The sequence below is a fragment of the Bacillus cihuensis genome (genome assembly GCF_000504145.1).
Taxonomy (GTDB): Bacteria; Bacillota; Bacilli; order Bacillales; family DSM-1321; genus Peribacillus; species Peribacillus huizhouensis.
Genome location: NZ_AYSD01000017.1, coordinates 20,649 through 45,996 on the forward strand (window position 1 = coordinate 20,649; position 25,348 = coordinate 45,996).

The 25,348-nt window shown below is 36.3% G+C and carries 18 protein-coding genes; 16 read left to right on the forward strand and 2 right to left on the reverse strand.

Going from position 1 to position 25,348, the window contains the following annotated elements; all coding sequences use genetic code 11:
• Positions 1-5: 5 nt before the first annotated feature.
• Positions 6-914, reverse strand: a complete 909-nt coding sequence (gene gnd / locus V179_RS0103700) for a phosphogluconate dehydrogenase (NAD(+)-dependent, decarboxylating) (RefSeq protein WP_028390334.1) — start codon at positions 912-914, stop codon at positions 6-8.
• 783 nt (positions 915-1,697) lie between these two features.
• Here gnd and V179_RS0103705 point away from each other — a divergent pair.
• From V179_RS0103705 to V179_RS0103715, 3 genes are all read left to right on the forward strand, one after another.
• The gene (locus tag V179_RS0103705; protein ID WP_028390335.1) at positions 1,698-4,454 is read left to right on the forward strand and encodes a hybrid sensor histidine kinase/response regulator; all 2,757 of its coding nucleotides are present in this window, start codon (positions 1,698-1,700) and stop codon (positions 4,452-4,454) included.
• Positions 4,455-4,491: 37 nt separating this feature from the next.
• A complete protein-coding gene (locus tag V179_RS0103710; RefSeq protein ID WP_028390336.1) occupies positions 4,492-5,334 on the forward strand; it encodes a CheR family methyltransferase in 843 nt (280 codons plus the stop codon).
• 88 nt (positions 5,335-5,422) lie between these two features.
• Positions 5,423-7,411, forward strand: coding sequence for a PAS domain S-box protein (locus tag V179_RS0103715; RefSeq protein ID WP_034300511.1), 1,989 nt, complete (start codon positions 5,423-5,425; stop codon positions 7,409-7,411).
• 227 nt (positions 7,412-7,638) lie between these two features.
• On the opposite strand, the gene V179_RS0103725 is transcribed toward V179_RS0103715, so the two are convergent.
• Positions 7,639-8,004, reverse strand: coding sequence for a winged helix-turn-helix transcriptional regulator (locus V179_RS0103725; RefSeq protein ID WP_028390338.1), 366 nt, complete (start codon positions 8,002-8,004; stop codon positions 7,639-7,641).
• A gap of 272 nt (positions 8,005-8,276) precedes the next feature.
• Here V179_RS0103725 and zwf point away from each other — a divergent pair, with 272 nt between their 5' ends.
• From zwf to V179_RS0103790, 13 genes are all read left to right on the forward strand, one after another.
• Positions 8,277-9,737, forward strand: a complete 1,461-nt coding sequence (zwf, locus tag V179_RS0103730; protein WP_028390339.1) for a glucose-6-phosphate dehydrogenase — start codon at positions 8,277-8,279, stop codon at positions 9,735-9,737.
• A 235-nt stretch (positions 9,738-9,972) separates the two neighbouring features.
• A complete protein-coding gene (locus V179_RS0103735; protein ID WP_028390340.1) occupies positions 9,973-11,004 on the forward strand; it encodes a glyceraldehyde-3-phosphate dehydrogenase in 1,032 nt (343 codons plus the stop codon).
• A 359-nt stretch (positions 11,005-11,363) separates the two neighbouring features.
• On the forward strand, positions 11,364-11,498 hold the full coding sequence (locus V179_RS31940) for a hypothetical protein (RefSeq protein WP_268745170.1): 135 nt from the start codon (positions 11,364-11,366) through the stop codon (positions 11,496-11,498).
• A 249-nt stretch (positions 11,499-11,747) separates the two neighbouring features.
• Positions 11,748-11,864, forward strand: a complete 117-nt coding sequence (locus V179_RS29585; protein ID WP_084552192.1) for a GapA-binding peptide SR1P — start codon at positions 11,748-11,750, stop codon at positions 11,862-11,864.
• Positions 11,865-12,297: 433 nt separating this feature from the next.
• Entirely contained in the window at positions 12,298-12,876 is a 579-nt protein-coding gene (locus tag V179_RS0103750) for a hypothetical protein (RefSeq protein WP_028390341.1), read from the forward strand.
• A 476-nt stretch (positions 12,877-13,352) separates the two neighbouring features.
• Complete coding sequence (gene eat, locus V179_RS26985) at positions 13,353-14,762, forward strand: ethanolamine permease (protein ID WP_051404823.1); 1,410 nt, start codon at positions 13,353-13,355, stop codon at positions 14,760-14,762.
• Positions 14,763-15,796: 1,034 nt separating this feature from the next.
• On the forward strand, positions 15,797-15,976 hold the full coding sequence (locus tag V179_RS0103760; RefSeq protein WP_028390342.1) for an IDEAL domain-containing protein: 180 nt from the start codon (positions 15,797-15,799) through the stop codon (positions 15,974-15,976).
• A gap of 663 nt (positions 15,977-16,639) precedes the next feature.
• Entirely contained in the window at positions 16,640-18,166 is a 1,527-nt protein-coding gene (locus tag V179_RS0103765; RefSeq protein WP_028390343.1) for a glycine betaine uptake BCCT transporter, read from the forward strand.
• A 276-nt stretch (positions 18,167-18,442) separates the two neighbouring features.
• Entirely contained in the window at positions 18,443-19,111 is a 669-nt protein-coding gene (locus tag V179_RS0103770; protein WP_028390344.1) for a TetR/AcrR family transcriptional regulator, read from the forward strand.
• A gap of 820 nt (positions 19,112-19,931) precedes the next feature.
• The gene (locus V179_RS0103775; protein ID WP_028390345.1) at positions 19,932-22,361 is read left to right on the forward strand and encodes a GcvT family protein; all 2,430 of its coding nucleotides are present in this window, start codon (positions 19,932-19,934) and stop codon (positions 22,359-22,361) included.
• A 236-nt stretch (positions 22,362-22,597) separates the two neighbouring features.
• Positions 22,598-23,749 carry an aromatic ring-hydroxylating oxygenase subunit alpha gene (locus V179_RS0103780; RefSeq protein ID WP_028390346.1) on the forward strand — a complete coding sequence of 384 codons (1,152 nt, stop codon included), beginning with the start codon at positions 22,598-22,600 and terminating at the stop codon, positions 23,747-23,749.
• Positions 23,750-24,025: 276 nt separating this feature from the next.
• Positions 24,026-25,045, forward strand: a complete 1,020-nt coding sequence (locus tag V179_RS0103785) for an NAD(P)/FAD-dependent oxidoreductase (protein WP_028390347.1) — start codon at positions 24,026-24,028, stop codon at positions 25,043-25,045.
• Between the two features lie 25 nt (positions 25,046-25,070).
• A complete protein-coding gene (locus tag V179_RS0103790) occupies positions 25,071-25,319 on the forward strand; it encodes a ferredoxin (RefSeq protein ID WP_028390348.1) in 249 nt (82 codons plus the stop codon).
• The last annotated feature ends 29 nt before the right edge of the window (positions 25,320-25,348 follow it).

Genomic DNA, 25,348 nt, shown 5'->3' on the forward strand with positions numbered 1-25,348 from the left:
TCCTTTTATACAGAAGTTTGCTTCTCTTTTTCTACAGCGTGCCCGCCGAATTCGTTTCGCAGTGCGGCAACTACTTTTCCTGTAAATGTATCATGATCTAATGAGCGATATCTCATCAATAAGGACATAGCAATAACAGGCGTAGCGGTTTGTAAATCGAGAGCCGTTTCAACCGTCCATTTCCCTTCGCCAGAAGAATGCATCGTCCCTTTGATTTCTTCAAGTCTTGAATCTTTAGAAAATGCATGTTCGGTTAATTCCATAAGCCATGAACGAATTACGGAACCGTTATTCCATACTTTTGCTACTTTTTCAAAATCATAATCGAATTCGCTTTTTTCTAGTACCTCGAAACCTTCTCCAATGGCAGCCATCATTCCGTATTCAATCCCATTATGGATCATTTTTAAAAAGTGGCCACTACCTGCTTCTCCTGCATATAAATAGCCGTTATCTACAGCTGTATCCCGAAAGATAGGTTCAACTATATGCCAGGCATCTGGATCTCCACCGACCATGTAACACGCTCCATTCCGAGCGCCTTCCATCCCACCAGAGGTTCCGACATCTAAAAATCTTACCCCGAATTTCTTTAAGTTATTGTACCGACGAATGGAATCTTTATAGTGGGAATTCCCTGCTTCGATGACAATATCACCATCATATAAAAATGGTGTTATTTCACTAAGTACGGAATCAACAACCGAATGGGGAACCATTATCCAAAGAACTCTTGGTGGTTCTAATGATTTAACGAGCTCGATAATGCTAGATACTCCTGTAGAACCGTATTTCTCCATTTCTCTAACTGAGTTTTCATTTAAATCGAAAGCCACTACTTCGTGATTGTGGTCCAAAAGATTTTGACCGATATTTAATCCCATTTTCCCTAAACCAATTAAGCCTACTTTCATGTTAATTCCCTCCGAAACCCTATTATATTTGCGGAAATAATTCCTTACTATTGCTAAGCTATCACATGATATTAAAGTGCACTCAACCCTTCTTCACATCCAAAAGCATTTTAAGAAAAAGCTAAGAGGTTCTTTTCAGTTATGTAGTTCTAATTTTTTTAACAATCTAGACAATATTTTGTCAATAATCCCATTTGCTACTCAAATATCGTAAAGGCAATAGGAAGTAAACTTACTGCGATTCAAAAAAACAAGGCAGCTAAATTTAGCTCCAACCGTTATAAGTCTAAAAACTCCCTTCGTTAAAATTCATTCCTCATAGAACGGTCACACGACTCATGGTAACTAGTTAGGTGATATAGGTGTATGGACCTATATCGTTAGAAATCCCTTATATTATTTCGAATTGTCTCACTATTAGTATAATAGTGGTAAATTTAAATTGTAAGTACGCACTTTTTTATTATATAGTATAGAAAAATATACCTGAGTTCAGATTATTCAGACTGATGAAAGAATAATACAAATTATATAATACTGTTTTGTGATGTCGGGAGACTTTTTGAGTTGACAATTTATATTGCAAAATAGAATTGAATACGTTTTCTAATCATGACTGAAATGCCTAAGAGATGGATGATTATTTGCTGTATCCAAAATAATAGTTTGAATATTATTATAATTCGCATTATTATATTGATTACTAGGCGAGGATAAAACAGTCTTCTATTTGTAAATGGTATTGTAGAGAAATATAAAAAAAATGATAGGAACGAGGGTACTATGAAATTCAAAACACAGGTCATTACATGTTTTGGTATTATTTATGGTATATATGCGATATTTAGTGTTTACCACTGGACAGGTATAAATAACTATGAACAGGCTATTAAAAATTATATCAAAAGTTATACGCTACTTAATTTAAGTTATTCTATACAGGAGGGCTTGAATGAGTACAGTAAAGAATCAAGAGAATTATTTGAAAATCCATCTAGTGAATTGAAAGAGCAATTTACCAAAAAACGGGATCTTGCCCTCCAAAATGTAAATAAAGCAATTGATGCCCATTTAGAGTTGGATGGAAGCAAAAAATCAAAAGATCTTGTAAATGCATTAAAAAACAACATTGAAACTTATTCTGATATAGAGAAAAAAAAGGATGAGCTATTAAAAGAAGGAAAAACAGAGGAAGTAAATCAACTATACTGGAATCAGGGGCGAGAAGTTAGCGATACGATGATTGAACTGTCTAGTCAACTATATGCTATACAAGATGAAATGACGAAAAATAAGTTAATCCAATCTTCTGGAGATTATACAAAAGCTTCTAATGTATCGAAAATATATATTATTTCAGATTATTTTATGGGTAGCACATTATTAAGTTGGATATTATGGAATGTCACTAGAAGATTAAACAAAGTCAGTTCTGTTATGGAGCAAGTGAATTTTAATAATTTAGAAAAATTGCCGCGTATCAATATGAAAACCAAAGATGAAATTGGAAAAATTGCAGTGTCATTTAATGAAATGGCTGAAGCTCTTGAAGTGCATACACGTCATGAAAAAGAGTTGAAAACTACTGCTGAAGAGCAGAGCTGGTTAAAAACAAAAGTGGCTGAATTTGCGACTATGTACTCTGGAATAGACGACTTAGAAACTTTAGGACATCTATTTATTACAAAACTCACGCCGACTATAGGAGCAAATTACGGTCTTTTCTATATCAAACAGAGAGTAGGAGATGATGAGATTTTACAAAAAATTGCTACTTATGCTTACAATCATCAGAAACTAGGGGCAGATCACTTTCGTTTAGGAGAGGGACTGGTTGGGCAGTGTGCATTAGAAAACCGAATGATCGTGCTCAACCAAGTTCCTAATAATTATATTAAGATTACTTCTGGTACAGGGATGGCATCACCATCAGATGTACTCATTATCCCCGTGGAATATCAAGGAGAGGTATTATCCGTTATTGAATTAGCATCTTTTAAATCTTTCAGTCATTTAGAACAACTATTGCTAAAAGAGGTCATAAGAAACCTCGGTATCAATATTCAGAGTATTTTACGGCATATGCAGGTAGAAAGTCTTCTAAAAGAATCACAGGCATTAACAGAAGAATTACAGAGTCAATCTGAAGAGCTTCAATCACAGCAGGAGGAGTTAAGAATTGTTAATGAACAAATCGAAACTCAGTATGAAAATGCTGAAAAGAAAACAAGAGAATTAGAGAATGTGCAGAGTATTCTAGAAGAGAAAGCGAAGCAGCTCACGCTTAGCTCACAATATAAATCAGAATTTCTTGCCAATATGTCCCATGAGTTACGAACGCCACTCAATAGTTTGCTTATCCTTGCACAAATGCTGGCTGAAAATGCGAATGGGAATCTTACACCCAAACAGGTGAATTATGCAGATACGATCTTTTCGTCAGGAAATGATTTACTACATTTAATTAATGATATTTTAGATCTTTCAAAAGTGGAAGCAGGAAAAATGGAAATAACGATGAATGAAGTAAAACTTTCGGACGTGAAAAAATTTGTTGAATCACAATTTACACCTGTCGCTCGTAAGAAAAATATTCAATTCAACATTCAGCTTGATCCTACTTTGCCAACATTTATTCATACGGATACACATCGTTTACAGCAAATTTTAAAGAATTTATTATCAAATGCATTCAAATTTACCAATCAGGGAACTGTTTCATTAGCCATTCGAAAAGTTGAAAAAGGCATGTTTTCAAAACAAAGTTCTTTCACGCATTCAGATATAGAACTTGCATTTTCTGTCAAGGATACTGGAATTGGGATTCCGTCAGAAAATCATGATATTATTTTTGATGCTTTTAAACAAGCAGACGGAACAATCAACCGCAAATATGGAGGGACTGGGCTAGGGCTTTCCATTAGCCAAGAAATTTCACGTTTATTAGGTGGTTTCATTGAAGTTGAAAGTATAGAAGGCGATGGCAGCACATTTACGTTATATTTGCCGAATAATCAAAACTTGAAAAGATCGGGAATATCTCTTTCAGAAGCAGAAATAGCCACAGGTCTTTTGGAGGATTCAAGTGTTGTACGTACCACTTCAGTTGTGTCTCCTTTACATGGTGAAGGAGCACGTAAACAGGTACATGACGGTAAAGCACTGTTAGAAGGGAAGAAAGTATTAGTCGTCGATGATGATATGCGTAATATATTTGCCTTAACAACAGCCTTGGAAAGTTATCATGTGGAAGTGGTGTTTGCAGAAAACGGAAGAGAGGGGATTGCAACTTTACAAAATAATTCAGACATTGATTTGATTCTTATGTATATTATGATGCCTGAGATGGATGGATTTGAAGCCATTCAATTTATTCGTCAAATCCCTGAATTTCAAAGTATTCCTATTATTGCCTTAACAGCTAAGGCTATGAAATATGATCGAAATCAATGCATTGAGGCTGGGGCTTCTGATTATATTAGTAAACCGGTAAATTTAGAACAACTTATTTCAATCATGCGAGTATGGCTATACAGATAGGTGGGGCTTAATATGACGTACGGAGTAATGACAAAAAATGAATAACAATAAATATAAGGTTTATGATGAATTGGAAGAAATAGAGATTGAGTTATTGCTGGAAGGGATTTATCGATACTATGGATTTGATTTTAGAAACTATACATTTCCTTTTTTAAATCGTAGAATTTGGAATCGGATTCGTGAAGAGAAAGTCGCCAGCATTTCAGGTTTACAGGAGAGAATTTTTCACGATCCATTCGTAATGAATCGATTACTTGAAGACTTTTCTATTAATGTCACAGAGATGTTTCGAGACCCAAGCTTTTTTTTAACTTTTCGAAAAAAAATAGTCCCTTTTCTAAGGGACTATCCTTATATTCGTATTTGGCACGCAGGTTGTTCGACAGGAGAAGAAGTTTATTCGATGGCCATTCTGTTACACGAGGAAGGATTATATGAAAAAACGAGGATTTATGCTACGGATATGAGTGAAAGCGTTTTAAGGATAGGGAAGGAAGGGAAATTTCCGTTAAATAAAATGCAATTATATACGAAAAATTATCTTGCGTCAGGAGGGACGAAAGCTTTTTCAGAATATTATAAAGTCCAACAGGAAAATGCCACATTTCATTCGTTCCTAACGAAAAACGTTGTCTTTGCCCAACATAATTTGGTGACCGATCGATCATTTAATGAATTTCATGTGATTATTTGTAGGAATGTCATGATTTATTTTGACAAAATACTCCAAAATCGTGTATACAATCTCCTTCATGAGAGTCTAGGACTATCGGGAATTCTCGGTTTAGGCAGTAAAGAAGGGATTAAATTTACAAGCATTGCAAACTTTTATGAGGAGGTTGATACGTTTGAAAAACTTTACCGAAGGATCCAATAGATTGTTCTCAAATCAAGTCCAGACACTAGATCTTCCCGAACACGAAACGACAAGAAATGAGACAACGAGTCAAAAGGTAAATATTTTAATGGTTGATGACTATCCAAAAAATTTATTAGCCTTGGAAGCTGTGCTTAACTCCTCTGAATATAATTTAGTCAGTGCAAGATCGGGTGAGGAAGCATTAAAATGTGTGCTTAAACAAGACTTCGCTGTTATTTTATTAGATGTCCAGATGCCTGGATTAGATGGATTTGAAACCGCGAAGCTGATTAAAGAAAGGGAAAAATCAAAGTATATTTCGATTATTTTTATAACGGCAATTAGTCAAACAACGGAGCATGTCCTGCGCGGTTATAGCCTTGGTGCGGTTGATTATATATTTAAACCATTTCATCCTGAAACGTTAAAAATGAAAGTGCAAGAGTTTGTAAAGATTTATCAAAATCATGACAAAATGAAACTTCAAAGTGATTTACGTCGTCAGTCTGAACTTCAGGTCGTGAATGAACAGCTAGAACGCACAACTTTCGATTTGCGAAAAAATGAAGCACTAGCTAGAGTGATTGGTGAAACATTACTAGATACGATTATTACGTTTGATGTACATGGCTATATTCTATCAGTCAATCCTGCTGTAAAGGGGATGTTTGGTTATTCTATGGAGGAATTACTAGGGGAACATGTCATCAAGCTTCTACCTGAAGTGAAGTATCATGAAGAATTTACCCCCGTGCAAATGGAAGCTCTTAGGAAGAGTAAGGGGCAACTCGTTGAAGCAATGGGGTTACATAAAGAAGAAGGGGAGTTTCCTGTTGATATTCAAATTGGTGAAGCGACAATAGATGACGAACATATTTATGTTCTTTCCGTTCGTGATATCACGGCAAGGAAAAAAGCGGATAGTGAAAAAAAACACCAATATACGATTCTTGAAAAACTGGTAGAAAAACGAACGAAGAAACTAATGATTGCTAATGAACAACTCCGAAAAGAAATTGAAGAGCGAAAAAAAATTGAAGAAGACCTCCGGCTCTCAAAAGATCATTTTTATAAAATTTTTGAATCAAGTCCTTGCTTGATTGAGATTCGATCATTAAAAGATGGAAGATACATAAATGTAAATCCAATTTGGCTAAACACAACCGGCTATAGTTATCAAGAAGTAATGCATCAAAACAGCCCGATCTTACATCTTACAGCAAACTCCATTAATGAAGAGATTCATAGTTTGGAAACTCAAAAGAGTATTAAAAACGCTAAGATTCAATATCAAACAAAGTCCGGTGAAGTTCGTGAAGGATTGTTATCTACGGAGATTATTGAAATTCAGGGAGAAACTTGTGTTCTTAGAGTAATTACAGATATTACGGAGCGTGTCCGGCTTGAAAATGAGATGTCTCGCTTAGATCGTTTGAATTTAATTGGCGTGATGGCTGCCGGTATTGCTCATGAAATTAGAAATCCTATGACTACAGTCCGAGGATTTTTAGAATTATCTAAAAGTGATCCTGAACATTTAAGCATAAAATATATTGATCTAATGCTGGGAGAATTGAATCGAGCCAACTCGATTATTACTGAATACCTTAATTTAGCTAAAAATAAGGTCAGTTATAAAACGCCGCAACTTCTTAACCCGATTATTGAAGCGCTATATCCCTTGATACAGGCTGAGGCATTGCGAACGGGTAAAACAATCCAGCTCCAGTTAAGCGAATGTCCTGAATTATTTTTAGATGAAAAGGAAATAAGCCAGTTGATTTTAAATTTATCTTTAAATGGTCTAGATGCGATGGATTCAGGAGGAAGATTAATCATTAAAACATATACGGAAGATCAAACGATTGTCTTGGAAGTGCACGATGAAGGATGTGGCATAAAGACAGAATTACTTCAAGAAATTGGTACGCCTTTTTTTACAACGAAGGATACAGGCACAGGATTGGGCTTAGCCATCTGTTATAGTGTTGCTAATCGGCATAATGCGGTCATTGATTTACAAACAAGTGAGCAAGGAACTGTCTTTTTTATCCGATTTAACTTACCGGAAGAACATGGACCAACATTGTGTTGATGGCGATTCTTTCGGAAAATAATAAAGTGAAACTTCAATCAGTGGTGGACTGCCCGTTAATGCGGGATAAAATTTTAATGAAAATGGGCAGGCCAATAGATGGGCTGCCCATTTTATTTGGTTATTGTGGTCTAATTGTAAAAGAGAGTGTATTTATTGAACAGAACATATGACATATCCGGCTTCCGTCACAGTAGTATTGAAAGCACTTACAATAATTGCCGTTTCTAAATGGAATTCGTTTTTTCCGGTTGGTTTGCTAAAATGGTCTCTTTATAGTCTTTTCCCCATTCATACATAGAATCAAGGATGGGCAAGAGACTTTTTCCTCTTTCTGTTAGTGAATATTCTACTTTCGGTGGGACAACGGGAAATACTTCACGGTACACGATGAGATCATTTTCAAGATCCCGTAGTTGACTTACGAGCATTCGTTGTGTAATGCCTGGCATCATCGATTTTAATTCACCAAATCGCTTTGTTCCCTCTTTCCCTAGATGCCACATAATTAGCATTTTCCATTTACCACTTATGATGGAAAGTGTTAGTTCCTTCTCGCAGCTAAACGTCTTCTTGTCAATAAGTTGTTTCAATTGTTTTCCCTCCACTCAATTAGAATGAATAGTCTGAACAATGGTGTGTTTTTCTATACTATATAATAAAAAAGTGCGTACTTACAAATAAAATATTCGAATATTATAATAATTTTAGGAGGGTTCATAATCTTTATAGGTGGAGAACTCAATAATATGTGGAAATATAACTGTTTTACTAAAAATCAGGAGGGGATAGCATGAATGGTGTAGCCGTTCCGCGTGATATCCATGTAGATGAAACTGCTTTAAAAATATCAAATCCATTGGAATTGGATTCGTTAACATTTGTTTTATTTGGAGCAACAGGGGATTTAGCGAAAAGGAAAATTTTCCCTTCGTTATTTCACTTATTTTTAGATGGAAAAATGCCCAAATCCTTTACGATTATAGGATTAGGTAGAAGAGAATGGTCTGATCAAACATTTCAAACGCATGTAGAAAAATCATTACAGACATTTTCAAAGCGGTTGAAAAATGGATACGCTTCCAAAGTAAAAGAGTTTCTAAGTGTTTTTCGTTACAGTTCTTTAGATGTCACGGATCAGGACGGGTATAATCAAGTTCTAGGGATGATTCAGAAACGAGAAGCAGAATTGGGGATACCTGAAAATCGTCTGTTTTATTTATCTGTCGCTCCAGAGTTTTTTGATGTGATTTCTACGAACATCAAAGAAAGTGGATTAGGGTCGATTAATGGATGGAAACGTCTTGTCATTGAGAAACCATTTGGACACGATTTAAAATCAGCCCAAGAACTAATTGCTAAATTAAGCCAAGCATTTGAAGTAGATGAAATTTATCTAATTGATCATTATCTTGGAAAGCCAATGGTTCAAAATATGGAGTCGATAAAATTTGCAAATCCGATCTTTCAATCGTTATGGAACAATAAGCATATTGCGAATATACAAATCACGGCAAGTGAAACTGTTGGCGTAGAAGAGCGAGCTGGTTACTATGACCAAGTAGGAGCCATTCGAGATATGGTCCAAAATCATATGTTGCAACTCGTCATGATGACGGCCATGCATCAACCAACACGGATCAGTGCAAACGACATTCGTAATAAGAAGAGAAAAGTGATGGAATACTTAAGGCCATTACAGAAGGACAAAGTAGGGAAAGATGTGGTCCGAGGCCAATACCTGAAAGGGAATATTGACGGAGAACCGGTTCCATCATACACAGATGAACCTGGAATTGAAGGATCCTCCATGAATGATACATTTGTTGCTGCTCGTTTGTGGATTGACGATCCTTTTTGGAGTGGAGTTCCATTTTATATACGTACAGGAAAAAGGATGAAGGAGAAGTCTACAAGGATTGTGATTGAATTTAAAAATCCACTCCATGATTTATATCAGGAAAAAAATGAAGAAACAGCGCCTAATCTATTAATTATTGAAATCGGTCCGAATGAAGGAATCTCGATTCAATTCAATAGTAAAAATCCATTAAATCATGGGAAAAACGAACCTGTTATGGGGAGTTTTTTGGCTAACAAAAAAACGATGCCAGAAGCTTACGAACTCCTATTATCCGACGCTTTGCAAGGGGATTCTACTTTTTTTGTTCAATGGAAAGAGGTTGAGTTATCTTGGCAATGGGCGGAACCTATTTTAGAGGCTTTCGAGCAAAATGATCTTCCCCTTCATTTGTACCCAGCAGGTTCCATGGGTCCAGAGGCATCAGAACAACTATTACAAGAGGACGGATTCAAATGGTGGTAGGAAACGAATACCTTTAAAAATGCAAGGAGAAAATCTCCCGGTAGAAGAATCAAGTTCGATACAGAGGGGATACCGTTTTTTTACAGAAGATGCAAAACATCTTAGATGAATGAGGTTCATGAATGTTCATTCTTCTAAAATGATTCAAGTGGATATTCGTATCGCGTCCTATATGTCAACGATGAAAAGATGTGGTATATACTCAAAATATAGTGATGTCGGGAGGGATCGAGACATGAAGGCAAGAATAGCCATCAATGGCTTTGGGAGAATCGGGAGACTCGTTTTCCGTAAAGCCATATTGGAGAAAACTCTTGATGTAGTGGCAATCAATGCAAATTATCCTGCCGAAACCTTAGCGCACTTAATCAAATATGATACTAGCCATGGAAAATTCGAGGGAGATGTAGTTCCGGCCGATCAAGCCTTAATTGTGAATGGGCACCGCATCCAGTTATTAAGTAGTATGGATCCTAGAGACCTTCCATGGGAACAGCTTAATATAGATATCGTAGTTGAAGCTACAGGGAAATTTAATGCTAGGGAAAAAGCAGCTTTTCATCTAGATGCAGGGGCTAAGAAAGTTATTTTAACGGCTCCTGGAGGAAATGCAGATGTGACCATCGTGATGGGTGTGAACGAACATGATTTAGAAATAGATAAACATTTTATCATCTCTAATGCTTCATGTACCACAAATTGCCTTGCACCTGTAGTAAAGGTACTGGATGACCAGTTTGGCATTGAAAATGGGTTAATGACGACCGTTCATTCGTATACAAATGATCAAAAAAATCTTGATAACCCTCATAAAGATTTACGACGTGCCCGTGCCTGTGGTCAGAGCATTATTCCAACTACTACCGGTGCTGCAAAAGCACTTTCTCTTGTGTTGCCACAATTAAAAGGTAAAATGCATGGTATCGCCCTTCGAGTCCCTACTCCTAATGTCTCACTTGTGGATATCGTAGTTGACTTGAAACGAGATGTAACCATTAATGAGATCAATGAGTCCTTTCGTACAGCTGCGATTGGCTCTTTACATGGGATTTTGGAGTTCACGACAGAACCGTTAGTCTCTATTGATTTTAATTCAAATCCCCACTCAGCTATTATTGATGGGCTATCTACCATGGTTATAGGTGAAAGAAAAGTGAAGGTATTAGCATGGTATGATAATGAATGGGGGTATTCAAACAGAGTCGTAGAGCTTGTCAAATTTGTTGCAAAGGAATCAGGAACTTTATCAAAAACCGAGGCTGGATAGGTTGAAAGAAGATATTGATCGTATAGTCAGTTCTTACAGTAGTAAGGACTGACTCATAATTTTCTTATGTTTGTAAAATTCGAGGAATAGAAATAAGAAGAATAACCCATTGTTGACTGGGCCTAATCATTTATTTCATCTTATGAACCAGTGACTCATCAACATTCCCTCGAACACTATATTTTTAGATACTAATTGATTATAAAGTGCGTACTTACTTATATAAATGATAGGTGTTATAATATAACGCATACAACCATCTGGAATATTCAAAATATTAAGAAAATAATGGTGTATTTAGTGATAAATGCTTTCCTTCGTGTTTTTATAATTAAAATTTAGAACAGGAGAATGCTATCATGGAGAAGAAATATTGTATTCACTGCAAAACACTTTATACAAAAGTAACGATTTGTTATGTGTGTGGAAAAAGTGATTTCCAGGAAATAAAAATTGATGTTCAACGTCAATCGCAATCAGAAATAAAAGGATAACTCCATTCATAGTAATCTCGCAGGGATTGGGTGAAGTTTGCAAGATTATCAAAGTTTTTTTAAAATAGAAATGATGGAGTGATTGTGGGAATATGTAGTTTACCCGAATGATCATTTATATGAAACAAAGGATTCATTGACTGGCTGTCAAGAATTCGGAAAGCTATAAAAAGTAATGGAGTAGAGCTGTTTAGAAAATAAAAAAGAAAGCGTTTTCTTTTGAGCTTATTATGGAAAGGAGATCGGTATATGGGAACAATTATTTGTAGAAACTGCAATGAAATCATTGAAAACTATGAGGATGAAAAGGTGAGTGTTCTTTATTCACAATGTGGGAAATGTCTAGAAGATTCCACTGAAGAGTAGAAGATTGGATACTAGCAAACACAGGAACATTTTATAGACCGTTGTAATTGGTTAATAGTCATTTATATGTTGTTTTTCTTTAAAGTATATTTATTATACTATGTGATAAAAAAGTGCATACTTTATTTTCAGAAAATTAAAAACTATAATAAAATATAGATCAAACGAACCACAAAAAATAATAAGGGGTGAAACATCACAGATCTTCAATTAGCAAAGACATTGTCTACTGTGTTGATATGAATGAGCTAAACTGAAAGGCTGGAAAAGAGGTGAAAAAACTAGTAGAGCGGAACCTTGGATCTCAAGAAGAAGTCCGGAAATAAGAGTCTTTTCATGAAATGTATGCGTTATCAAATACTGAAATACAGACATCTTCATCTAGTTTTTTTACGAAAAGTTAGCAGTTTTGTTCATTTTAGGAGGGATGCATATGTTACTAGTGATAAGCACATTACTAGTAATCATCTATACAATTATCTGTATTATAAATATTTATAAGTATAAAGACCAGTTAAAAAATATGACAGGTATGACGGTTGTCATGGTATTAGTGATGGCTAGTGGTTTAGTAATCGGCTTAATTGCGGGAATCGCATTACAAGGGGATTTAACACTTTCTACAATTATAGCGATGAGTTTAAGTATTGTAGTGGGAATTATAGCAGGAAGAGCCATTAACCTTCTTACCCTTGTGGAAGGAACCGCGGCTGGACTAATGGGTGGAATGATGGGAGCGATGCTAGGAGAAATGTTGCCTTCCGATCGTTATACTCTCATGCTGGCATTCACAGATGTTCTTTTTATGATCGGTGTTCTATTCATAATTCTCTTAATCAATTCTGAATTAAAACGTGTTAAACAATCCATTTCTTTTTATCCCCGTACTGTTTCATGGATCGTAACATTAGTCATTTCTACCGTCATTATACTTACTTTTGCGCAATTCGAAACAAAGCCTGTACTTAGCGATTCTGATGTGAATGAAGGGCATCTTCACCATCATAAATAGATAAAGTTCATAGATATGGTACCTATAGAGGGAAATAGAATGTATGAACGATGATTTAGTACAAATGTAAATTAAACGATCATGATGAGGCGGAAATTATCAATATTTAATAGTTTCCTATTAAGGCCTCATTGAAAGTATTGAATTCAGAATAATCTAATAATTCGGTAAAAATGAGCTCATTTCTTTTCTAGAATCGGTGATAATGGCATCTCATTCCAAGTAACATTGTTCAACCCATTTCAATTATGTGTAATTTTTAGGGATTCTTTACTTATTCCAATTCTACAAAACTTTATAAAAATCTTCAGATAATTGTGAGATGTAGAGGCTGATGATGTGATCAAATTTTTTGGTAGGCTGTTTTCAGATACTTACTATAAGTAGCCAGTTGAATGAAACATATTTAAGGCTTAAGTGAAAAAATCATTCTTGGAATTGCTTATTTTGGACAATAATTTATTGGGGGTTTTTTTATGAGTGATAATTTGGAGTTGAAAAAAGTTTTGGGGCCGATACAAATATGGGGATTAGGAGTAGGGATCGTTATTTCAGGTTCGTATTTTGGCTGGAATTATGGCTTAGCTGAATCTGGCTATATCGGCATGTTAATTGCTACAGCCATAATCGGTGTGATGTATGTGACGTTGTGCTTGTCGCTTTCTGAGTTATCTACAACGATGCCGCACGCTGGAGGAGCCTATGCTTTTACTCGGAGAGCGATGGGCCCATTAGCCGGGTTTATAACAGGTGTAGGTGTTACTTTGGAGTTTGCAGTAGGTACAGCCGTGTTTACCTCGGGTGCTGGTTATTACGTGAATTTTCTAATTCCTGAAATCCATCCTATTCTTGCAGCAGCTGTATTATATGTATTTTTCTTTATTGTACATATATTGGGTGTAAATGAATATGCCACCATTGAGATGATCCTTGTTACGATATCCGTTGGTGTTGTCCTCCTTTTCTCTTTTTATGGGATGCCGCATATAAGTGCTGAGAGGCTATTTGGGGGAGACCTTATTCCGGGAGGCATTTCTGGTATTTGGGCAGCTCTTCCTTATGCAATGTGGTTGTACATCTGTATGGAGATGTTACCGATGCTATCAGAAGAATGTCGTGATCCCGTTAAAGATATGCCGAAAGGGATTATGAGAGCTATTTTTACACTAGTTATCCTTGCCATCCTTGTAGTCACAGTTACTGTAGGTCTCGGAGGAGCTACGGGCACGTCTGTTGAAGAAAATCCTCTTTCTTACGCGATTGCAACCGGTGTTAATGAAAATTCGTGGTTAATTAGTGTTCTTTCAGTTGTTGGTCTTTTCGGGATGTTGTCAAGCTTAGCAGGCGCAATCTTGGCTTATTCAAGACAAACATTCGCTTTGGCAAGAGCTGGTTACTTCCCTAAATTTTTATCTAAATTAAGCGAAAAACGCCGTACTCCTTATATGGCGATTCTTGTTCCAGGGGTAATAGGTTTTGTTTTTGTACTTATGTTTAATCCAGATCGATTAATTTTAATTGCCACGTTTGGGGCATTAGTTTCATACGTCATGATGAATTTATCACTCATGATTCTACGTAAAAAAGAACCGAATCTTGCACGCCCATATAAAGCTCCATTTTATCCAGTCGTACCGATCGTATCTATTATCATCAGTATCATAGCTTTGTTTTCAAGTATTTTTAAAGATCCTACCTTCTTCTTTATTAACGTATCCATTTTTGCTGCAGCCGTAATTTATTACTTTGTTTGGGCAAAGCATCGTATTAACAAGGATGCTCCTGAAGAACGATTCGCTATGGAAGAAATAAAAGCAAAAGAAGAAGTTGCGGTAGATGTAGAAGTAGAGGCAAAGGAAAAAGCGAAAGAAGAAGTTACAGTATAAATTAGAGTAAGATAACGTAATTTGAGCTTATAGGCCAACCACCTCTCTGAAATAATTGTGGCAGTGATTTTTCTACTAGTATCAAGGAACAATCGGATAGTCAGACCTATTCTATCCATTTTACTAAAGCATCTATCCTAAGTATGGATAGATGCTATTTTGTATGCAAAAAGCATATAACTACCTGATAAGACTATGATTACTTTGAACAAATTAAATTTAAACATGTTAAAAATAGAAAATCGTATATTGATAAATTTTAGGTATAAAAGAATGATAACTTGGAGAATATGAGGATAGAAGAAAATATCAATAAGAGGGGAAATAAACATGATTATAACAAAACTTGTATTTTATGGATGTGAATGGAGGGAACCTTGATTTAACCTCTCCCAAATTATATATTCTAACTTTTTTAATCATACTTATTTTAGATCAGTTTGAATATATGATTACACAGTAGAACTGTGGCTATTTAAAGTAATCATAAAGGCAAGTGAATTTATGTCAGCCAACCTTAAACAATTAAAAAATTAATATTCTGTGAGTTACTCAATTATAATGGAAACAAGGGGAAGGAGTTGGTTGTATATCGAGATGCAATGGGCTGTGATACCACTTAAGCTTGACGCGATGTCCGGAGAAGACCATAGATAGGGCAATCGCCAGCGTTGATGACGATTCAGCTTCTAACAGAAATAGAAACGAATAGGCGTTCGATATAAAGTACATGTGATTAGGTAGCTTATTAGTTGTAAAATTCAATTGTAAGCGTTATCATAATAATAATAGGAGTTATATTACAGGTGAACTAGTAGGGGAAATGTCCAGTGTAACAGGTTGAAGTTTTAAGATTTGTGCATCACAGTTTGTCATCAAACCTTAAGTTTGAACTATTCTTCACTTAATTGTCTATGGGAAATTTGAAGTGAGGGTCCTACGAACACCACTAGTTTCGATAAAAAACTAATAATCTATGCTATGCCTTGCTAAAATGTAGAATAGAATAGAAAAAGGTGAAGGAGCTGTTGCATATGGAAAAGCAATTGCCTAGAACTTTGTTAGAACCCGAAGTGACTGCTGAGATGATTTTAGAAAGAGCCATTCTTGATTTCCGAAAAAAGACAATAGAAAAGGCAATCGATCACTCATTGAAAACCCGAAATAAGGAAGAGTTTATACGTTTAACGGAAGAATTAAAAAATATTAATTAATACGGTTGGTACAACTCAGATTCTAACTGTACCTTATAAAATGAACAGTCTAAAACAACAAATCCATTCCTATGTAGAAACCGATTAGTCGCGTATGCAATAGTAAATAATGCTTTTATAAAACTTTATTTCAATTTAACAGTTGAATCCATTCTAGAGGTAAGATATATGGAAAATGCAGTGAGGGAGCCAATTCTCACTGCATTTTTTTAGTTAATTTTTGCTGTTCTTAGCATCAGGTTGTGACACGCTAAAATAATCACTACCAACGTCGCTTCGGTTTGCTATGCAATAATTTCACAAATTGATAAACAATATTATAAAAATTCAGAATTTTCATTATAATTAGTAATTTTGTATTTACATTCTTCAAAAATGCTAATATAATTAATCACAATAATTAAATAATCATGATTATAAAAATGGAGAGTACAGTGAGTTGGAAGGAAATGTGAAGAGACAGGTTTAAAAGGAACTTTTATTGTAATTAGACATTCCAAAGTTTCATTCAAAATGCCCCTTAATCAAAAGGATGCATCTTGATTACTAGCAATAAAAATTTTGGAAACGCTTTCGCGGGAGGGGGTAAGTCCATTTTCAAACCGGGACAGCGTACAACCATTACTCAGCAACGACTTTAATCAATGAAAAGGAGGAGTTAAAGTGAGTAAAAAGGGAGCAAGCGTAAATAGTGTATTTTATGTTTCAGTCCTACTAACGGGTGCTTTTATTATTTGGGGTATTTTTTTTACAGAGAATCTCTCAGCTGTTACCAATACTATTTTCAATGGGACTATTGAGTACTTAGGGTGGATATATCTTGCTGCGGCTCTGTTTTTTGTACTATTTTCTGTATATTTATTGCTCTCTAAATATGGTCATATTAGGCTGGGAAAGGAAACGGACAAGCCTGAATTCAAGACAATATCTTGGTTAGCGATGTTATTTGCTGCGGGAACGGGAGTAGGTATTCTCTTTTGGAGTGTTGCAGAGCCTGTATTTCATTATACGAATCCTCCTTCTGGAGAAGGTTATACAGAAGCAGCAGCTAATTTAGGGTTGAAGTATTCATTTTTTCATTGGGGGATCCACCCCTGGGCGATCTACACTGTTATTGGTTTGTCTCTTGCTTTTTTTCAATTCAACAAAAAATTACCTGCATTAGTTAGTTCTGCTTTTTACCCTCTTTTAAAAGAAAAAATTCATGGTCCGATTGGAAAAACCATTGATATCCTTGCTGTTTTTGCCACTGTTTTTGGCATAGCAACTTCACTTGGTTTAGGAGCGATGCAAGTTTCAGGTGGGCTTCATTCCTTATTTGGAATTCCAAATACAATTATCGTTCAAATCACCGTTATTGCCGTTGCAACGATATTGTACTTAATTTCTGTAACCACTGGAATAGAAAGAGGGCTTCAATACTTATCGAATACTGCCGCGGTCCTATCGTTCTTGATTGTGTTATTAGTTTTAGTCATGGGCCCCACTTTTACCATTTTTAAAGTATTTTTTAATACGATGGGTGAATATGTGGATGATTTCATCAAAATGAGTTTAAACTCCAAACCTTTTGGAGATAGCAAATGGAATGGGAGTTGGACCTTATTCTATTGGGCATGGTGGATTGCATGGGCCCCTTTTGTAGGCCTATTTATTGCTAGAATATCGAAGGGAAGAACGATCAGGGAGTTTGTTATAGGGGTTTTATTCGTCCCTGCACTTGGAACATTTGCTTGGCTCTCAATTTTTGGAGGGGCAGCTCTCCATATTATCCATAACTTAGGTCAAAAGGAATTAGCACAACAAGTTATTTCAAATGTGGAATTATCAATGTTTAGTTTCTTTGATTACCTTCCAGCAAGTTCTGTTTTATACATCGTAGGCTTTGCAGTGGTGATTATTTATTATATAACGGTAGCTGATTCATCCACTTTTGTGTTGGGGATGCTTAGTGAAAGTGGCAATTTAAATCCCTCTACCAGAATTAAAATAACATGGGGATTTATCCAGTCAATGGTTGCAGCTGTTTTACTTTTAGCAGGGGGCTTGGAGGTACTTCAAACGGCCTCCATTGCAGCAGCATTCCCTTTTGCGATTATTATGGTTTTCATGAGTTGGTCTTTATATAAAGCATTAAAGGATGAGATAAAAGAAGAAAAAATCCCAGAATCTAAGGAAAAAATTTCTTAAGAAGCAACTTCTTTGAAGATTCAATATGTGCGAAATGGAAGTACCACGTCACTTTATGTTCTTTGGTGTTCCATCCATTTAAATATAAACCGTTTCAAGGAAGCTGTCCGTTAGAACAAAAAAACTCCTTATAATAAAGTCTAGTAGCCTTGTTTACCTCTCCAATAATAAGGAGCTAGCCTATGACTAGAAGAAAATCTCGTTTTGTGAAAATTGGCGCAGGGCGGCTTTGTTTAAAAAACTAAAAATTCGGTTTTTTAGAAGGTGGGTGAAAATTTGAAAGTCCAAACAGAAAAAAACAAAGAAACGCAAATGGTCCGCATGATGTCTTATTTTATTAACGCAACTGCTGAGATTATCGATAAAGAAGGGTTTGATCAAATTACGATAAGGAAGATCGCTGATTTAGCTGGATATAATAGTGCAACGATTTATAACTATTTTGAAGACTTATCTCACCTCATTTTCTTTGCTTCTATGAGCTATGTAAAAAAATATACCGATGCTTTATCACAATATATGGAGAAAGCGAGAACGCCTTTAGAAAGATATTTTTTGATTTGGGAATGTTTTTGTAAATATTCTTTTGAATCACCAAAAATCTACTATGCGGTTTTCTCGGCTAATTTAGGTACCCATCCGATCAACATGACCAAGTATTATCAATATTCGCCAACCGATTTGGTAGCATTTCCAGAGGATATAAAGCCCATGCTTTTAGAAGCTAATTTATCGAAGAGAACACTAATTGCCTTTAACCAGTGTATCAAAGAAGGGTACATTCAAGAAACCGATGCTGAACAAATCGCAGAACGTCATTATTTAATCTGGCAAGGTATGCTTACGCTGTTCATCAATAACAGATCTACCTATTCAATCGATGAAGCAACAGAAATCACTGTCAATCATATTCGTCATACCACGCATTTAAAAGCTAATCTATAGCTCTATGACTTCTTGTTTCAATGAATGTGAAAAGAATGTTCTCTTCCCTTTGTATTTTCAAAAAATGAAGAGAGTAAGCGAAGGTTCTAGACAGATGCAATGAAAGCACGTAATACAAACTGTTTGATTGTTTCTCCTTTTGAGATCTTGGCAATGAAGTTTACTATACACAATGATCAATCAAATACTGTCCAGTTGAAAAATCGTGTTGTTATTGCTTATAAAAACTTCGTTGAAATTCAGCGAGGTTTCCTCTTTTATTAATCTTTTCTGTAATGTGTTATGTGATAAATCATAGCTCAGCTCTCTGCATCTGAAAAAGTCATTTTTCAGCACTCTTTTGATTGATCTCTATTTGTTAGTCCGACATTTTTGGGGTGAAAGCCTTGGTTATAAGGAATGCGGAAAGTAATAAAACCAATCTAATTTCTTCTCGAAAAAGGTTTATAAATCTTTGAAAAGGATTTACCAATAGTTAATTAAAGCTTAAATATACTAAATATTATTAATTTTTTAAAAATTGTAAAAATTAGTATTTACATTATTAATGGAGATTGATATCATAATTATAAATTAATCATGATTACGAAATGAGGTTGATGAAGAAAATTTTTTTAGAAATGGTGCATTAATAATAATTGAATATGGTGTGAATTAAGATCTTTAATTTTGATTATTGTAAACGATTTCAAAGTGTAAGGGTGGGAGTCCGTCAAGCTACTTTTCACGGGAGTATTGGTAGATAGGGAAATTGATCACCTAAAAAATGATAAGGACAGCGACAATATTGATGATAAGTGAACTAGAGGGAGTGGAATGCATGGAGAAAAAGAAAATTGTCATCATAGGTGCAGGAATTGTTGGTTGTAGCACTGCCTATTTTTTAAACAAAATGGGACAACGAAATATTACAGTCATTGAACAAGGTCCATTATTTGAAACAGGGGGATCAACTTCACATGCTCCAGGACTTGTATTTCAGCTAAGTACTTCAAAATTGCTTACAACATTGGCTAACCAAACAGTGGAAACTTTTAAAGAGCTAAGCGATGAAAAACTACCTTCATTCTATTCAGTAGGTGGTCTTGAAGTGGCTACTACACTGGAACGATTAGAGGAATTGAAACGAAAAGCAGGGTTTGCAAAATCCTGGGGGATGGAAGCGTTTGTTATTTCTCCAGAGGAATGTGTTCAAAAATCCCCGCTGCTAAACAAAGAAAAGATTTACGGTGGTCTGTTTATACCGACAGATGGAATTGCCAAACCACTTCGTGCAATTGATAAGATGACTAGCTTTTCTAGATCTTGCGGTACTGAGTTTTACGGCAATACAGAAGTAACAGATATTGAGGTTGTGGCTGGTGAAGTAAAAGCAGTTGAAACAAGTGCTGGAAGATTTGAAGCTGACTTGATCATCTGCTGTGCCGGATTCTGGGGACCTAAGATAGGGGAAATGGTCGGAGTCACGATCCCTCTTCAACCAATCGCTCATCAATATATCTATTCGAATGATTTAGAAGAACTAGCTGGCGCAACAGAAGAAGTTGCTACGCCGATTCTCCGCGACCAAGATAGTGCGATGTATTTTCGTCAATTGTTCAATGGAATCGGAATTGGCTCTTATCAACATGAAGCATTGCCTGTTGAGGTAAGTGAAATCGCAAAATATGGTGAAACGAAAGAAATGCCATCCGTTAAACCGTTTACACCAGAACATTTTGAAAAGCCATGGCAGGATGCTAAAGAACTCCTTCCTGGTTTAAAACAAGCTGGCTGGAATAGAGGAATAAACGGAATCTTCTCATTTACACCTGACGGGATGCCGTTACTTGGTGAATCACAAAAAGTCCGCGGTTTTTGGGTGGCGGAAGCAATTTGGGTAACTCATTCTGCAGGTGTTGGTAAACAAATGGCTGAATGGATTGTCAATGGTGCGCCAACCCTTGATTTGGAGCTGGGTGATATTAATCGCTTTGACAAATACGCACAAAGTCCGGCTTATTATAAACCGCGTTCGATAGAAAATTATGAAAAAGTATACGATATACATCATCCATTTATGCCGCCGGAATCATCGCGCAATATGCGAGTGAGTCCATATTATATGCGACAGCAAACTTTAGGGGCTTATTTTAACGAAAAATCTGGCTGGGAGCAACCGCAATGGTATGAAGCGAATGATTCGCTTGTTGCAGATTATGAAACAAACATTTTGCAGCGAGAAGGATGGGCAGCTAAATATTGGTCGCCAATTATTGAAGCTGAACAACTTCATACACGTCAATATGCTGGACTTTATGATGGAACAGCAGCGAAGAAACGGTTGGAAATAAGTGGTGAAGGATCGCTTGAGTTTTTACAACAATTGACAACAAGTAACATCGATATTGCAATTGGGCATGTAACGAGTACATTGATGTTGCATGAACTAGCAGGTATAAAAGATGAAATAAAAGTGATTCGTACAAGCCCCTCAACGTTCTTTGTTATTTGTACAGGAGCAGTTGAAGCAAGCTGGATTAAAAAACATGTACCCGTATCCAGCAAGGTTGTAGTCCAAGATCTAACAGCCGGAATGTGTGCACTAGGTATCATAGGTGTTAAAGCGAGTGAAATTATGCAAACCCTTAACCCACAGATTTTCTCAAGCAGTAATTGGGAGGTTGGGCAATCAAAAGAAGTATATATTAGAAATGCCCCCGTCCTCGCTGTGTACGATTCCTTTGCCGGTACGGAAAGCTGGGAGTTTTTCACGACATTTGATCAAGGATTACAGCTATGGGATGCATTATTTGAAGCAGGACGCGAACATCATCTAATTCCTGTAGGTGACCGGGCCCTTGAAAATATGCGAATTGAATCACTTACATTAAGAAGCGGCAAAGACTTTTGGAGTGAACATGACCCATATGAAGTGGGACTCGATCAGATGGTCGAACTTAATAAACCAACATTCATTGGGAAAGATGCATTGCTTGACCGTAAAGAAAAGGGTCCTAACCTATTATTAACGACTTTATTGCTGGAAGATCCGTCGATGGTTGTAATGGGGTATGAACCCGTAATTACTAAAGGAAAAGTAGCTGGTTTTGTAACAAGTGCTGGATATGAATACAGCATAGGCAAGGGAATTGTGTATGCGCTGTTATCCCCGGAAGCGGTAAATGGGGAGAGTGAATTAAGTATTGAATATTTTGGAAAACGCTACACAGCCCAGATTATGACCAAATCGACAGCGATTACTAGCTAATAAAGGTAATAGAGCTAGAAGAACTGACATCTCGAAAATGGTGTCATTGTCATAGATTTAGAAGATAAGGTATGTAGAGGCTAGTAGAGACTTAAGCTTGCTAGTGTTGTAGGAGAAATTTTAACAGTCTAAGTGAAAACACCATCCTCTGATTTCTTAAGCTAGAAGCGTTGTGCATAACAAGACAGCTTATACATGTTTTATAAATTTTTAAAAATATGAAGGAGGAATTATAGATGGTAATGGATCAAAGTGTTGTAACAGAAAAAGGTGGAATCAAATCTACATTAAAGGGAGAATTATATACATCTCCTGAGATTTTTGAACTAGAGAAAAAGAATATTTTTGGAGAATCATGGCTTTTTGTCGGCCACTATGAATATGAGGTAGCAGAGCCAGGACATTATATCACAACTAGACTTAATGGTGAAAACATTCTAATTACTAGAGGTAAAGACCGTATATTGCGTGCATTCATCAATGCATGCCGCCACCGCGGGGCAACGCTCTGCCAGGAGCATTCCGGGAAGGCAGGGGTATTCCGCTGTCCTTACCACTCTTGGAGCTATGGGCTTGATGGTTCTTTAGCCGGAGTTCCTAAATCAAGTGGATGCCGTGAAGAGTTAGTAAATAATGATAATTACGGCTTAGAAAAAGTACATCTTGCAACATGGCATGGTATGATTTGGCTGAATTTTTCAGAAAATCCAAAGGCTGTTGAGGAACAATTAGATACACAGATTATGGAGCGTTTTGGTGAGCTTGAGACATTGGCTAGATACGAAATTCAAGACTTAAAAGTCGCTCATCGTAAAGAGTATGTTGTGAAGGCAAACTGGAAGCTCATTGTAGAAAACTTCCAGGAATGTTACCATTGTTCGGCGATTCATCCTGAATTAACAGCGGCTTTTCCTGAATTCAAATCAGGTGTCGGTACGCAAAATCAAGTGGGTCTAGGGGCAAATTTAAATGAAAGTCTAGATTCTTTCTCCATAAGTGGGAAAGGCGTTCGTCCGATGTTAAAAGGATTGCTTCCAGAAGATGACCGTATCTATTACGGCATGACGATTACTCCTCATGTATTCATTAACTTAACACCGGATCATATCATTATTCACCATATCATTCCGATTGGTACAGACAGATCCATTGTCATTTGTGATTGGCTGTTTGATCCAGAAGAAATGGCAAAACCAGATTTTGAACCAATGGATGCGGTTGAACTATTCCATCGCGTAAATGAACAGGACTTCGAAGCATGTCAATGGTGTCAAGATAACATGGGATCAAAAGCATATAGAAACGGTGGAATCTTAGTTCCAATTGAAAATCATGTTTCTAAATTTTATAACTATGTTTTAGAAGCTGTTGGTATGAAAACCATATAACTGATTTCGGCACCTGCTAGATGGAAGAATCACTTCAGATGAGGGGACAACTAATTCATACTCATCATTAAAAAAATACAAATAACGTACTTGATTGATATAGCCAAGCCCCTTGGGATATAAGGCTTGGCTAATTTGCTTATGCCTAAAAAGCTGCATACTATGCGGGTTTGCGATCCGCAGTATTTTTCCTTTGGTAAATACAATTGTTTTGATGTAGACTCGTAGTTTCATATTAAAAATAAGGATTAGAGTACCTTACGGGGAGTGAATGGAATGTCCCAAAATGATCAAATATTTGACCTTACCATCATTGGCGGGGGACCGATTGGATTATTTACCGCCTTTTATGGAGGGATGCGTCAATGTAAAGTAAAAATAATTGAGAGCCTTCCACAATTAGGCGGGCAACTTTCAGCTTTATACCCAGAAAAGTACATTTATGATGTGGCTGGATTTCCTAAAATTCTTGCACAAGATTTAGTTAATAATTTAAAAGAACAAATGGGGAAATTTGAGCAAACTATTGCGCATGAACAATCTGTCGAAGAAGTTGAAAAGCAGGAAGACGGGACGTTTAAATTAACAACAAATAGCGAAGTTCACTATACAAAAGCCATTATTATTACGGCGGGAAACGGCGCATTCCAACCTCGTAGGCTTGAACTTGATGAAGCTATTAAATATGAAAAAGCGAATCTTCATTATTTTATAGATGATTTAAATAAATTTGCTGGCAAACGAGTTGCGATCACAGGTGGCGGAGATTCAGCAGTCGATTGGGCATTAATGTTAGAACCTATTGCTGAAAAAGTAACACTTATCCATCGCCGCGATAAATTCCGTGCACATGAACATAGTGTTGAGCTACTAAGGAATTCAAGGGTAGAGGTTCTGACCCCTTTTGTCCCTGTTGAACTTATTGGCGATGAAAAAATTAATCAAATAGTTTTAGAAGAAGTAAAAGGTGAGCGGATGGAAATAATTGATATTGATGATTTAATTGTCAATTTTGGCTTCGTTTCTTCTCTTGGTCCAATAAAAAATTGGGGCCTTGAAATTGAGAAAAACTCTATTGTTGTTAATTCGAAAATGGAAACGAATATTGAAGGGATATATGCTGCTGGTGATATATGCACATATAGTGGAAAAGTAAAACTCATTGCGAGCGGATTTGGTGAAGCACCAACTGCAGTCAATAATGCGAAAGCCTATATTGATCCTAAAGCTAAATTACAACCAGGCCACAGTACCTCAATGAATTTGGAGAAAACGGATGTAGTGGTAACTAGTTAATTTTCTTTGCAGGAGGGGTATATGAATGGCCAAATACACAATGGTTGATCAGGAAACATGCATCGCCTGTGGAACCTGTGGAGCATGTGCTCCTGACATCTATGATTATGATGAAGAAGGGATTGCTTATGTAACATTGGATGATAATGGAGGGGTGGTTGAAATTCCTGATGATCTTCATGAAGATATACAAGATGCATTGGAAAGCTGCCCATCAGGATCTATCAAAGTTGCTGAAGAACCGTTTAACGGTGACGCGAATAAATTTGAATAAACTATTGAACATAGGAATCCCCCACTTAG

Excerpts from the sequence above, each read along its gene's own strand:
- V179_RS0103715 (WP_034300511.1), top strand. The coding sequence starts at position 5,423 with ATGGTTGATGACTATCCAAAAAATTTATTAGCCTTGGAAGCTGTGCTT.
- V179_RS0103775 (WP_028390345.1), top strand. The coding sequence starts at position 19,932 with ATGGAGAAAAAGAAAATTGTCATCATAGGTGCAGGAATTGTTGGTTGT.
- V179_RS29585 (WP_084552192.1), top strand. The coding sequence starts at position 11,748 with ATGGGAACAATTATTTGTAGAAACTGCAATGAAATCATTGAAAACTAT.
- V179_RS31940 (WP_268745170.1), top strand. The coding sequence starts at position 11,364 with ATGGAGAAGAAATATTGTATTCACTGCAAAACACTTTATACAAAAGTA.
- V179_RS0103750 (WP_028390341.1), top strand. The coding sequence starts at position 12,298 with ATGTTACTAGTGATAAGCACATTACTAGTAATCATCTATACAATTATC.
- gnd (WP_028390334.1), bottom strand. The coding sequence starts at position 914 with ATGAAAGTAGGCTTAATTGGTTTAGGGAAAATGGGATTAAATATCGGT.
- eat (WP_051404823.1), top strand. The coding sequence starts at position 13,353 with ATGAGTGATAATTTGGAGTTGAAAAAAGTTTTGGGGCCGATACAAATA.
- V179_RS0103710 (WP_028390336.1), top strand. The coding sequence starts at position 4,492 with ATGAATAACAATAAATATAAGGTTTATGATGAATTGGAAGAAATAGAG.
- V179_RS0103790 (WP_028390348.1), top strand. The coding sequence starts at position 25,071 with ATGGCCAAATACACAATGGTTGATCAGGAAACATGCATCGCCTGTGGA.
- V179_RS0103760 (WP_028390342.1), top strand. The coding sequence starts at position 15,797 with ATGGAAAAGCAATTGCCTAGAACTTTGTTAGAACCCGAAGTGACTGCT.
- V179_RS0103735 (WP_028390340.1), top strand. The coding sequence starts at position 9,973 with ATGAAGGCAAGAATAGCCATCAATGGCTTTGGGAGAATCGGGAGACTC.
- V179_RS0103785 (WP_028390347.1), top strand. The coding sequence starts at position 24,026 with ATGTCCCAAAATGATCAAATATTTGACCTTACCATCATTGGCGGGGGA.
- V179_RS0103705 (WP_028390335.1), top strand. The coding sequence starts at position 1,698 with ATGAAATTCAAAACACAGGTCATTACATGTTTTGGTATTATTTATGGT.
- V179_RS0103780 (WP_028390346.1), top strand. The coding sequence starts at position 22,598 with ATGGTAATGGATCAAAGTGTTGTAACAGAAAAAGGTGGAATCAAATCT.